Below are 11,860 nucleotides of genomic sequence, written 5' to 3'. Positions count from 1 at the left end.
CGGGGGCTTCTCCAGCGCAAAAAGCAGGCTAAACTCGACATCTGCCTTTTTTATCAAGGCGGTTTCGATTAATTGCCTTACAGGGGTTGCGCCATGACTGACGATATCGACCAGGTGCTGATTACGGCGTTGATGGAAGACTCACGGCGTTCGCTCAAGGCGCTGGCAAACCTCAGCGGCCTGTCCTCACCGAGCGTCGCCGAGCGTTTGCGCCGCCTCGAAGAACGCGGCGTGCTCAAGGGCTACACCGTCGAGATTGATCCCAAGTGCTTCGGCTATCAACTCCAGGCCATCGTGCGAATCCGCCCGTTGCCGGGCCAGCTGCAAGAGGTTGAGCGGCAAATCCAGGCGATTCCCGAATTCACCGAGTGCGACAAGGTCACCGGCGACGACTGCTTCATCGCCCGCCTGCACGTGCGCTCGATGGAACAGCTGGACACCCTCCTCGACCGCCTGAACACCCACGCCGAAACCAACACCGCCATCGTCAAGAAAACCCCGGTCAAACGCCGATTGCCGCCCATGGCGTGAGCCTTCAGCCAAATCGCAGGCAAGAAAAAACCCGCCGAAGCGGGTTTTTTACTCATGACGACGATTAATCATCGCGGCTCATGATGCCGAAGATCTGCAACAAGCTGATGAACAGGTTGTAGATCGACACATACAGGCTGATGGTCGCCATGATGTAGTTGCGCTCACCGCCGTGAATGATGGCGCTGGTCTGGAACAGAATGCAGACCGAGGAGAACAGCACAAAACCTGCGCTGATCGCCAGTTGCAGACCGCTGACCTGGAAGAAGAAGCTCGCCAGCGTCGCACCCAGCAGCACGAAGAAACCTGCGGTGATGAAGCCACCGAGGAAGCTCATGTCCTTGCGGGTGATCAGCACGTAAGCCGACAGACCGCCGAACACCAGCGCCGTCATCGCGAAGGCCGAGCTCACTACTTCCGCGCCGCCCTGCATGCCCAGGTAACGGTTGAGGATCGGGCCGAGCAGGAAACCCATGAAACCGGTCAAGGCAAACGCCGACACCAGGCCCCACGCGGAATCACGGAGTTTGTTGGTTAGGAAGAAAAGGCCGTAGAAACCGATCAGCACCACGAAGATATTCGGGTAGCCGACGCGCATCTGCTGGGCGACGAACGCCATCACGCCGCTGAATGCGAGGGTGAGAGCGAGCAAGCCGTATGTGTTGCGCAGGACGCGGCTAACCTCTAGCTGCTCAGCCTGCACGCTGTTATTAACTGCGTAATCCTGTTCGCGCATGGCGACACTCCTGTTGGTTTGAAACGTTCAGTCGCAAAGATCATAACAGACGCTCTGTAACAAGCCATGCACAGAGTTTGACAGTGTGTTTCATTCAGGTATTATGGCGCCCGCAACGCAAACGGAGGTGTGGCCGAGTGGTTTAAGGCAACGGTCTTGAAAACCGTCGACTGTAACAGGTCCATGAGTTCGAATCCCATCGCCTCCGCCATCTTTATACGACAAAGCCCTGATTATTCAGGGCTTTGTCGTTTCTGGCATTTAGGAAATTGGTTCCTCTCACTATGGATCGTTTCCGCATCTTTTCAGCTATTTCCGCAACCCTCCCGTTCCATCCCAGCTTTCCAGCCTGGATCAAGAAACTCAGAACTCACCCACAATGGGTATTCGGTGACGTCGATAGGCAGCTTACGGCCAGAAGCGGATCAGCGTGAATGTCCGCCACGGCCAATACCGCACGTTCAGATAAACGACAAAACTGTCAGTAATCCTGCCAAACGTGACCAGTCAAAAGATGAGTAGTAAGGGGGCAAAGAGGCCCGACAAAGCGGGCCTAGATTTCAAGCTTTTATACCTGTGCCGGTTTTACTGTTTCAGTTTGCCCCTTATCGTCAGGACGGATCTTGAACCAGATCGAGTACATCGCGGGCAGGAACACCAGCGTCATGATGGTGCCGACGAGCGTGCCGCCAATCAGGGTATAGGCCAGCGTCCCCCAGAACACCGAGTGTGTCAGGGGAATAAACGCCAGGATTGCCGCCAGGGCCGTCAACAGTACCGGTCGTGCACGTTGCACCGTGGCTTCGACGACAGCGTGAAACGGATCCAGCCCTTCTTGCGCGTTGTGATGAATCTGACCGATCAGAATCAGCGTGTTGCGCATCAGGATCCCCGACAGTGCAATCAACCCGACCAGCGCATTGATGCCAAACGGCTGATTGAAGATGAGCAGTGTCGGCACCACACCAATCAACCCTAACGGCGAGGTCAAAAACACCATGATCATCGCCGAGATCGAACGCACCTGCACAATGATGATGACCAGAGTCATGGCGATCATGATCGGCAACAACGGCAGGATCGCTTTGCCGGCCTTGCCGGACTCTTCGATCGCGCCCGCCTGCTCGATCCGGTAACCGGAAGGCAGCTTCTCGATGATCGGCTGCAGTTGCTTCAGCAGCGCACTGGAAACATCCGGTGGCTGCAAGTCCTCGGCAATGTCGCCGCGCACGGTGATGGTCGGGGTGCGATCACGCCGACGCAGGATCGGATCTTCCATGCGCACATCGACCTCGCCTATCTGCGACAAGGGGATTCGCTGTCCCGACGCACCGACTAAAGTGAAGCCTTCGATTTGTTGTGGATCGAGCCGTATATCGCCCGCTGCCCGCCCCATGACCTGCACTGAACGAATATCTTCACGCACCGCCGTGATCGGTACTCCGCTGAGCAGGAATTGCAATTGCTGTGCAACCGCAGTCGATGTCAGCCCCACTGCCTGCAGACGGTCCTGATCCAGGTTGAAATGCAACGACGGAGTCAGCGGCCCCCAATCAGTGTTCACGGTTCTCATCATCGGGCTGTCTTGCATCACGCCCTGCACCTGCTCGGCGATCACGCGCAACTTTGCCGGATCAGGCCCCATCACCCGGTAAGCCACTGGAAATGGCGAATAAGGACCAAACACAATCTGCGATGCCCTGAGGCGCGCCTCCGGGGCAAGCCCTTGAGCGACCGCGTCACGAAAACGCAATTTGAGGGTTTCCCGTGCCTCCTGACTGTCGGTCAGCACCACGATCTTGGCGAACGACGGATCGGGCAGTTCCGGCGCCATCGCCAGGAAGAAACGAGGCGCACCCTGGCCGATATAGGCCGTGACGATTTTTGCCTCGTCCTGCTGGTGCAGCCAGGCTTCGACCTTGGCGGCCGTGGCGCTGGTCTGCTCGATGGAGGTGCCGTAGGGCATTTGCACCTCGATCATGACCTCAGGACGGTCAGAGGTCGGGAAGAACTGTTTTTTCACCAGCCCCATGCCCGCAGCCGCCACGAAGAACAGCGCAATAACCAAGCCCGCGACCAACCATTTGCGCGCAATGACCCGGGTCAGAACCCGGCGGAAGCGGTTGTATCGCGGCGTGTTATAGATCGCGGCGTGTCCACCCTCGACTGCCTTGATGTCCGGCAACAGTTTCACGCCCAGATAAGGGGTAAACGCCACTGCCACGACCCACGAAGCGATGAGAGCGATGCCCACGATCCAGAACATGTTACTGGTGTATTCGCCGGCGGTTGACTGAGCGAAACCGTTTGGCAAAAAACCGATCGCCGTCACCAGGGTTCCGGACAGCATCGGCGCCGCCGTGTGACTCCAGGCATAGGCAGACGCCTTTATGCGATCGTAGCCCTCCTCCATTTTCACCACCATCATTTCAATGGCAATGATCGCGTCATCGACCAGCAGCCCCAGCGCCAGGATCAACGACCCGAGGGTAATACGGTCGAAGTTCTTGCCGGTGGCTGCCATCACCACAAACACGATAGCCAGGGTCAAAGGTACGGCGGCGGCGACCACCACGCCGACACGCCAGCCCATGCTGAGAAAACAGACGAGCATGACCACCAGCAGCGCGACGAAGAATTTGACCATGAACTCGCCGACGGCAGAGTCGATATTCACAGCCTGGTCGGTGACCTTCGAGAGGCTCATGCCCAGTGGCATTTCCTCATTGATCCTTGCGGTCTCGGCATCCAGCGCCTTGCCCAGATCAAGACCGTTCCAGCCCTCGCGCATCACTACGCCGAGCAACAGCGCATCTTCGCCGTTATTGCGCACCAGAAAGGTGGCCGGGTCTTCATAACCGCGTTCGACCGTCGCCACATCAGACAGCTTGAGTGTCCGCCCTTGCACGACCACAGGGGTGTCGCGGATTTTCTGCAGTTTGTCGAACGCACCATCGAGACGCAGAAAAACCTGTGGCCCGCTGGTTTCGATTGATCCGGCCGGGGTCAGCGCGTTCTGACTGTTCAGCGCGGCGAAGATGTCCTGCGGTGACAAGCCCAGGGTCGCCAACCGGTCATGAGAGAACGAAACAAATATCCGTTCGGCTTGTTCGCCGATGATGTTGACCTTCTTCACCCCCGGCACATGCAACAGGCGCTGGCGCATGGACTCCGCATCGCGGACCAGCAATCGCTGTGGCTCGCCTTTGGCTTTCAGGGCGAACAGCGCAAAGGTCACGTCCGAATACTCGTCGTTGACCATCGGCCCGATGACCCCCGCCGGCAATTTGATAGCTTCATCGTCGAGTTTTTTACGTGCCTGATAGAACTCCTCCTGCACTTGCGCAGGGGGCGTGCTATCGAGCAACGAGACCATCGTGAAAGCGAGCCCTGGCCGCGTATAGGTTTCGGAGCGGTCGTACCATTTGAGTTCTTGCAGGCGTTTTTCCAGGGGTTCTGCGACCTGATCCTGCATCTCTTGTGCGGTCGCCCCCGGCCACGCCGTGATGACGGTCAACTGCTTGACTGTAAAAGGAGGGTCTTCGGCACGCCCCAACTGGAAGAACGCCAGGATGCCGGCAACGGCGATCAGGAAGATCAGAAAGACGGTGATCGCGCGCTCGCGAACGGCGATGGCGGAAATGTTGAATCGTCCCTCGGTCATGGACGACTCCCGGCAACGGTCGTCGCATCAGGCACGGGTATTCTTACTGGTTCACCTTCGCGCAACAGGTGAGCGCCCAGCGCCACAATCTGTTCGCCGACGCGGAGGTCGCCGGCCACTCGCGCCGAATCGTCGCTCAACCCCAGCACCTGAACCGGTCGCCAAGTCACGGTTGGCGGTGTGCCGGCGATGACCCACACGCCAGGACCTTTACCCGCGTCGTAAAGCGCAGCGATGGGCACTTGCAACGACGCGGCAGGTGTCGATCCCTCGGCGATTCTGAGGGTGACTGTCGAGCCTATCGGCGCATTGGCCAGCGCGCCTTCCAGTACATAGCGCGCCTCGAACGTACGCGTCGTGCGGTCCGCCGAATCCGAAAGCAACCTCAGTTTCGCGGTAACAGCACCCGAGGCGTCGCCATAGAGCGTGGCTTGCGCGGTGGATCCTGCTGCGGGACGCAACGTCTCGGGCAAGTGCACGATGGCCTCGCGCTGCCCTGCCCGCGCCAGTCGAACCACCGGTTGTCCCGGGCTGACGACTTGTCCGGGTTCGGCGAGTGTTTCCACCACAACGCCGTCGGCATCAGCGACCAGCACCGCATAACCAGAAGCGTTGCGGGCAACGTCCGCTTGTGCTTCAGCGGCGCTAAGTTGCGCCTTGGCGGTATCTGCGGCGGCTTTGATCTGATCGTAGGCCGATGCGGAAATGGCGCCGGCGCTGACCAGGGTGCGATAGCGGGCTTCGTCATCGGCTGTCTGCCTGGCGCGGGCCCGGGCGGCGATGACCGACTCCTGCTGCGCGCGGGCCTGCAACCCCAAGTCGATGGGGTCGAGCCGCATCAGCGGCTGACCGCGTTTGACGGTCTGCCCCGTGTCAACGAGACGTTCGAGCACCTTGCCCGATACGCGAAACCCCAGATCGCCCTGAATGCGCGCCGTCACCACCCCCGTGAAGGTGCGAGAACCGTCAGCCGCAGCCTGAACGGCGGTGAACCTGACCAGCGGCGCCTGTGTGCGCGGGTCTGCAACGGATGAGGAATCACCGCACGCCGCCAAGGCGAGTGGCAACAGGCATGCTGCAATGGGGAACATTCGGAGCCGGCGCATAGGTTCTCTTACTAAAATAGGATGACTATCATATTCTCAGTCTTGTGACTATTATCGTCAATAGTCACTTTACATGAAGTACTCGACGCTCCAGCTTTATCATTTATGCCGCGATTGCCTTTTTAATCTGCTCGATCAGATCAATCATCCTTAATTGACACGTTGTGACCATTACGTAATATGGTCACGAAAATCTCGTTAAGGAACACCGATGCCTCCCCTCCGCCCGATTGCTCTTTTGGTTACCGCCAGCTTCATGGCAGGTTGTGCGGTGGGTCCGGATTACCATCGTCCAGACGCCCCGCTTTCAGATCATTACCTGGGGCAGTCTGCTGTCGAACCGCGATCCGGATCGACACCGGGCAGCCTTGCCGCCTGGTGGGAAAGCTTTAATGATCCGCTGCTGACCGACCTCATCAACCAGGCGCTGCAGCAGAATCTGGACCTGGCACAGGCTTCGGCGCGCGTCAATCAGGCAAGGGCCGGCCTGGGTGCCGCAAACGCAGCACTGCTGCCCTCGGCGAACACCAGCGCACAGGCGGCACGCGCTTATCAGTCCGTCGAGACGCCACTGGGCCAGGTGTTGAATTCAACACCCGGTTATGACCGTTACGGCAATGCCTACGAGGCCAACCTCGAGGCGGGCTGGGAAGTCGATGTCTTTGGCGGACTGCGCCGCGGACATGAGGCGGCACTGGCTGAGTACCAGGCCTCAGCAGCGGGCTTCACGGCGACAAGATTGGCGATCGCTGCGCAAACGGCCGATATCTACATCACCCTGCGCGGATTACAGGCACGGCTGGATATCGCCAACCGGCAAGTCGATACCCGGCGCGCGTTGCTGGAAAAGGTCCGGCTGCTTTACGGCAAGGGCCTGGCCGCGGAGTACCAGGTGCGTCAGGCCGAGGGTGAATTGTCGCAAGTCCAGGCGACCGTTCCGGTAATGCAAAGCGGTCTGGAGGCAGCCATGAATGCGATGGACGTGCTGCTCGGCACGCCTCCCGGCACTCACCGCACACAACTGGCACGTGATGGCGAAATTCCCGATGTGCCGTCGTTGACTGCGCTGGGCACACCGGCAGATTTGCTACGGCGCAGACCGGACCTGATCGTGGCCGAACGCCGTCTTGCGGCCTCCAACGCGCGCATCGGTGAAGCGATTGCCGAGTACTACCCGAAATTTTCCCTCAGCGCCTTGCTCGGCAGCGCGACAGCCGTATCCGGTGGCAATCTTTTCACCGGCGGCGCAAGCCAGTCGGCCGGCGTGCTGGGTTTGCGCTGGAGGCTATTCGACTTCGGACGCATCAACGCCCAGATCGATCAGGCCAAAGGTCAGGAATCTGAAGCATTGGCGGCCTATCGCCAGTCGGTACTGCGCGCCACCGAAGATGTAGAGAACGCGCTGTCCTCACTGGTGAATCGGCAAACCCAGACCACGACCCTTACCGGCGGCGAAGCGGCGCTGACTCAAGCTCACCAGTCCTCGTTCACCGCCTATGAAAAAGGCACCGCCAGCCTGATCGATGTCCTGCACGCCGACGAAACACTGCTGCAGGCCTCCGACGCCAGAGCGCAAGCGCGGACGGAATCGGCCCGTGCGGCGGTGGCGGTATTCAAGTCGCTTGGCGGTGGCTGGCAACCCGCTGAATCGCTACCTGTAGCGGCGCGCGGAGCAGCAACCCCAGATCGCTTTAAGAGTCGGGAGACACGTGTACTCCCGACCCGCATTTGGCTTAATAGCGCTCAACTAGAAGCGGTAACTGACCGACGCACCGAACCCGCTGGCACTGTTCTTGTACTTGGCAATGTAGGCACCTCTCGCTGCCGAGGTGTCGTTGACCTCCACGCTTTCCTCCCAAAGATAGGAATACGCAAGATCGATTGTGACATTGTCCACCGGCGTCCAGCCGGCACCGAAGCTGACAACCTTGCGGTCGCCTGTAGGGATTCGCGGCCCCCGATTGGTGTTGTTGGCGGGTGACTGATCGACCGAAAACCCGCCACGCAGCACCCATTGGTTATTCAATTGATGGGCCGCTCCGATCGCGTGAGCCCAGGTGTCATGCCAGTTCTGCTCTTCGCTGATCGTCCCCAATTGACCGCTGAGCAAGGGCGGCAAGCCGCTGTTCTCAATCGTCAGTTCCTTGAAGCGGCTCCAGCGCGTCCAGGTACTGCCCACATAAAGCGTCCAGTCGTTATTGAATTGATGCGTCAGCGAAAAGTCCACTGACTCCGGCGTCTTCACATCCAGAGATGCGTCGTAGCTAAGGCCGCTGACACCCAGCACGCTGAAGATGCCCTCCGTGACCTTGGTTTTGGCATCCAGGTGGTAACTGACTTTGGAGTGATACGTCAGGCCCAGGCGGGTCTGATCGGTCGCCTGCACCAGCACGCCAGCATTGAAACCCAGTGCAGTGTCATCGCCGGTGCTTTTGAGCTTGCCGTCATTGCGCCCTGGGCTGAGTGGATTGGGTACCATGCCCGATATCTCTCCGCCGATACGATTAATAGTCGGCCCGAACCCGATCGACACCTTTTCGTTAAACGCGTAGCTGATGGTCGGTTGAAAGGTCAGTGTGGTGACTTCACTTTTGTTGGCGTAATACCGTCCGGCAAAACCACTGCCGTAGTCGGTTATCAGCCCGAAAGGCACATAGAACCCGACACCGAATGCCCAATGTTCATCGATCGGTTTGACGTAATACCCCATCGGTACTGTGGTGGTGGGCACCATGTCGCCGTCTTCCTTTCCCCCAAACGTACTGCGTGTCTGGCTGATGTCCGATTTGGCGAACAGCGTCGCCGCCCCTACGCTCACCTGCTCTCGTTTAAGCCGCGCCATGCCCGCCGGGTTACCGTAGATGGTACTGGCGTCTTCGGCAGATGAAGATCGACCGGCAAAACCGGAACCCATCCCGCTGATGCTTTGTTCGTTGAGGGCAAAACCACCGGCCAGCACATTGGAGGACACCAGCGCAACGGCCAGGCCGAGGGGGGTCTTGAGCATTATTTTTTTCATTATCTGGACTCTATGGGATCACTGAAAAACAACATCGAGAACGACAGCGAAGCCATACTATCCAAGTGACCAAATCAGCCAATGGTCACCTAGAGTAAAATTGAACGCCGTCTCGGCACACATGTGCCGGGAACAGGAAATCTGGATGGGGGGATGTCGCGCTGTGGCTCAGCTCACCTGAACAGGTAATCTGCGCTGGGTCAGGGCATCAGGCTACGCAGAATGAGGTTGGAAGTCAGCGTGGGCGCTACCTCGATAAAATCCAGATTGTGCTGCAGCAGCAACGGGTTGACGAAGGGGCGCAAGGCCAGATGAATCGCCTCGACGGTCTCGTCCAGCGGGGTCTTGCGCTCGAACTCTCCGAGCTCCCGCCCTTCACGCACGATGTCGAAGATAAAGCGCTTGATCTGGTCTTCATACATCTGGGCACTGGGCCAGCGCTCCCCGGCGGAAAATGCAACGATGTCGTAGAGCTTGCGATCATTGAAGAACAGGTCCACACCCGTTGCAATCACGGTTTTCACCAGTCGGCGGAAACGCTCGGTCGGCGAAATCGCCTCTGCGTTAACAGCCTGTTCTACCGCTGCAACGATTTGGCCCAGACAGTTTGAGCAGATCGCTTCGCCGATCGCCTGTTTGGAATCAAAGAACTTATAGATGTACGCCTTGGAAAAACCGATGGCCCTGGCCAGATCGGAAACCGTGGTTTTGCCATAGCCGTATTGGCTGAAGTGTTCATTGGCTGCCGCGACAATCTGATCACGAATGTCGTGATCGACTGGGCCACGAGGACCGGGCGAAGATATGGATGGCTGATTCATGGGCGTAGCTTACTCACCCTGTCGAGGACTTACAAATCGTGACCAATGGAACATATAGTCACGAATCGAACATTCGCATACCCAGACTGACCAGATGGAAACGGACATTCGCCGAAAGCCGTCCTTCTACAACGTTTCCTCTTTATCGACCGGCAACACCGGTAATGAAGCAAACATTTCAGCGCGGCAAACTTCAAGGATCTCATCCGCCAACGCGGAATCATCCGGGCAGGCGCGTGACAAGACAATTGCGCCGACCGCACGCGACAGCAGGTCGATCATTTTCTTTCTCCCCTCGCCCTCTGCGGCATCCGGCCCTGTCGGATATTTTTCCCCCAGGGTTTGCAGGGTGCGTTCTATGCCTTCGGCAAACGTTGCTTTCACATCGTCCGACTGACGCGCCGCGTCGCCACACAGTGCGGCCATCGTGCAACCGCTGCCGCGTCCGTCGCGATGTTCTCTGTTCACGTAGACGTCGATGAAACCGGGAACATCGAGCGCTTGGGCGCCGGTCAACGATTTGCCGAGACTGCAGGCCGAGGCTTCGGCCATCAGATCGGCCTTCGACCCGAAGTGCTTGTAGAAGCCTCCATGGGTGAAACCGGCAGCCGCCATGAGATCCGCCACACCTACGCCGTCAAAGCCACGCTCACGGAACAGCTCTGACGCCGTTTCAACGATGTTTTCTCGATTGGCCTGCGCCTGGGCCTTGGTCACTCTCACGTGCAATACCTCGTGTTTAGCGGGAATTCCTGCGCCCGATGATACATAGATGTTATCCATAATCAAAATGGTTGACAGTTTAGATTTCGATCATCATCCTAATTTCGCACCCCACCGATCTCCATCACGGGCACGGAAGATTCATCAGATGACCAAGCAGACTCTGTTCACCCCTTACACGCTAGGCAGTCTCACGCTGTCGAACCGCGTCGTTCTCGCACCACTGACACGCAATCGCGCAGGCCAGGGCTTTGTCCCCAGCGAATTCGCGGCGACTTATTACAGCCAGCGCGCCAGCGCCGGTTTGCTGATCAGCGAAGCTACTCAGATTTCCCGACAGGGCCAGGGTTATCAGGACACCCCCGGGATCTACACCCAGACGCAGATCGATGGCTGGCGCACAGTCACCGATGCCGTCCACGCCAAGGGCGGAAAAATCTTCCTGCAGCTATGGCATGTCGGCCGCGTCTCACACGTAGACCTGCAAGAAAACGGAGCTGCACCGGTGGCCCCTTCTGCGCTGCGTGCCGCGACCAAAGTATTCGTCAACAACCGCTTTGAAGACGTCTCCGAACCCCGCGCCCTGGAAACCAGCGAACTGCCGGGGATCGTCTCCGATTTCCGCCAAGCCGCGGCCAACGCGGTCGCTGCCGGGTTCGATGGCGTGGAAATTCACGGTGCAAACGGCTATTTGCTGGATCAATTCCTCAAGGACAACGCCAATCTGCGGACCGATGCTTATGGCGGTTCGATTGAAAATCGTGCGCGTCTGTTGCTCGAAGTGACGGCGGCTGTCGTCAAAGAGATCGGGGCGGATCGCACCGGTGTGCGCCTGTCTCCGGTGTCGCCGGCCAACGGCGTATCCAGCAGCGATCCGCAGGCGCAATTCGATTACGTCGTCGAGCAACTCGACGCCCTCGGTGTGGTTTATCTGCACATGGTCGAAGGCGCGACCGGCGGCCCACGCGACGTGGCGCCCTTCGATTTCGGCGCCCTGCGCCAGCGTTTCAAAAACACCTACATCGCCAACAACGGCTATGACCTGGAACTGGCGAACGCACGGCTCGCCGAAGACCAGGCCGACCTGATCGCCTTCGGTCGCCCGTTCATTGGCAACCCGGATCTAGTCGAGCGCCTCAAGCGTGGCGCGCCGTTGTCCGCCTTCAATCCCACCACCCTTTATGGCGGCGGCGCGGCGGGCTACATCGACTACCCGACGCTGACTGAATCGAGCGTCAGCGCAAGCTGAGCGCGTTCTGT

The 11,860-nt window shown here is 58.8% G+C and carries 8 protein-coding genes, 1 tRNA gene and 1 pseudogene; 4 read left to right on the top strand and 6 right to left on the bottom strand.

The annotated features are described in order from the left end of the window. Window positions 1–93 precede the first annotated feature (93 nt). Window positions 94–531 carry an Lrp/AsnC family transcriptional regulator gene (locus tag IB254_RS00530; protein ID WP_008028095.1) on the top strand — a complete coding sequence of 146 codons (438 nt, stop codon included), beginning with the start codon at window positions 94–96 and terminating at the stop codon, window positions 529–531. Between the two features lie 64 nt (window positions 532–595). Here the strand turns inward: IB254_RS00530 and IB254_RS00525 are convergent, their stop codons facing one another. Next, a complete protein-coding gene (locus IB254_RS00525; RefSeq protein ID WP_007915443.1) occupies window positions 596–1,267 on the bottom strand; it encodes a Bax inhibitor-1/YccA family protein in 672 nt (223 codons plus the stop codon). 123 nt (window positions 1,268–1,390) lie between these two features. On the opposite strand from IB254_RS00525, the gene IB254_RS00520 reads away from it, so the two are divergent. Further along, window positions 1,391–1,478: transfer RNA gene (locus IB254_RS00520), tRNA-Ser, on the top strand. 357 nt (window positions 1,479–1,835) lie between these two features. Here the strand turns inward: IB254_RS00520 and IB254_RS00515 are convergent. Together IB254_RS00515 and IB254_RS00510 are read right to left on the bottom strand one after the other, a co-directional pair. Further along, window positions 1,836–4,931: an efflux RND transporter permease subunit gene (locus IB254_RS00515; RefSeq protein ID WP_192415699.1), complete on the bottom strand. Its 3,096-nt coding sequence runs from the start codon at window positions 4,929–4,931 to the stop codon at window positions 1,836–1,838. After that, the gene (locus IB254_RS00510; RefSeq protein ID WP_192415696.1) at window positions 4,928–6,037 is read right to left on the bottom strand and encodes an efflux RND transporter periplasmic adaptor subunit; all 1,110 of its coding nucleotides are present in this window, start codon (window positions 6,035–6,037) and stop codon (window positions 4,928–4,930) included. Before IB254_RS00510 ends, IB254_RS00515 begins: the two co-directional genes overlap by 4 nt. A 211-nt stretch (window positions 6,038–6,248) precedes the next feature. Here IB254_RS00510 and IB254_RS00505 point away from each other — a divergent pair. Further along, window positions 6,249–7,706 (top strand): annotated as a pseudogene (locus IB254_RS00505) (efflux transporter outer membrane subunit); the annotation flags it as partial. Between the two features lie 78 nt (window positions 7,707–7,784). On the opposite strand, the gene IB254_RS00500 reads toward IB254_RS00505, so the two are convergent. The 3 genes from IB254_RS00500 to IB254_RS00490 all read right to left on the bottom strand — a co-directional run bounded on the left by IB254_RS00500 (window position 7,785) and on the right by IB254_RS00490 (window position 10,600). After that, window positions 7,785–9,056 carry an OmpP1/FadL family transporter gene (locus tag IB254_RS00500; protein ID WP_192415694.1) on the bottom strand — a complete coding sequence of 424 codons (1,272 nt, stop codon included), beginning with the start codon at window positions 9,054–9,056 and terminating at the stop codon, window positions 7,785–7,787. 200 nt (window positions 9,057–9,256) lie between these two features. Further along, on the bottom strand, window positions 9,257–9,877 hold the full coding sequence (locus tag IB254_RS00495) for a TetR/AcrR family transcriptional regulator (protein ID WP_192415692.1): 621 nt from the start codon (window positions 9,875–9,877) through the stop codon (window positions 9,257–9,259). A 126-nt stretch (window positions 9,878–10,003) separates the two neighbouring features. Next, window positions 10,004–10,600 (bottom strand): TetR/AcrR family transcriptional regulator, encoded by a 597-nt coding sequence (locus IB254_RS00490; protein ID WP_192416607.1) that lies wholly within the window; start codon window positions 10,598–10,600, stop codon window positions 10,004–10,006. A gap of 148 nt (window positions 10,601–10,748) precedes the next feature. On the opposite strand from IB254_RS00490, the gene IB254_RS00485 reads away from it, so the two are divergent. Continuing rightward, window positions 10,749–11,849 (top strand): alkene reductase, encoded by a 1,101-nt coding sequence (locus IB254_RS00485; protein WP_192415690.1) that lies wholly within the window; start codon window positions 10,749–10,751, stop codon window positions 11,847–11,849. The last annotated feature ends 11 nt before the right edge of the window (window positions 11,850–11,860 follow it).

Source organism: Pseudomonas sp. PDM03 (assembly GCF_014852385.1).
GTDB classification, from domain to species: Bacteria; Pseudomonadota; Gammaproteobacteria; order Pseudomonadales; family Pseudomonadaceae; genus Aquipseudomonas; species Aquipseudomonas migulae.
Note: the sequence above shows the minus strand (reverse complement) of the source record. Positions and strands in the feature narration are given on the sequence as shown.

What these genes read in the sequence shown, in the direction of transcription:
- IB254_RS00495 (WP_192415692.1), bottom strand. Translation starts at nt 9,877, where the DNA reads ATGAATCAGCCATCCATATCTTCGCCCGGTCCTCGTGGCCCAGTCGAT.
- IB254_RS00510 (WP_192415696.1), bottom strand. Translation starts at nt 6,037, where the DNA reads ATGCGCCGGCTCCGAATGTTCCCCATTGCAGCATGCCTGTTGCCACTC.
- IB254_RS00515 (WP_192415699.1), bottom strand. Translation starts at nt 4,931, where the DNA reads ATGACCGAGGGACGATTCAACATTTCCGCCATCGCCGTTCGCGAGCGC.
- IB254_RS00530 (WP_008028095.1), top strand. Translation starts at nt 94, where the DNA reads ATGACTGACGATATCGACCAGGTGCTGATTACGGCGTTGATGGAAGAC.
- IB254_RS00525 (WP_007915443.1), bottom strand. Translation starts at nt 1,267, where the DNA reads ATGCGCGAACAGGATTACGCAGTTAATAACAGCGTGCAGGCTGAGCAG.
- IB254_RS00485 (WP_192415690.1), top strand. Translation starts at nt 10,749, where the DNA reads ATGACCAAGCAGACTCTGTTCACCCCTTACACGCTAGGCAGTCTCACG.
- IB254_RS00500 (WP_192415694.1), bottom strand. Translation starts at nt 9,056, where the DNA reads ATGAAAAAAATAATGCTCAAGACCCCCCTCGGCCTGGCCGTTGCGCTG.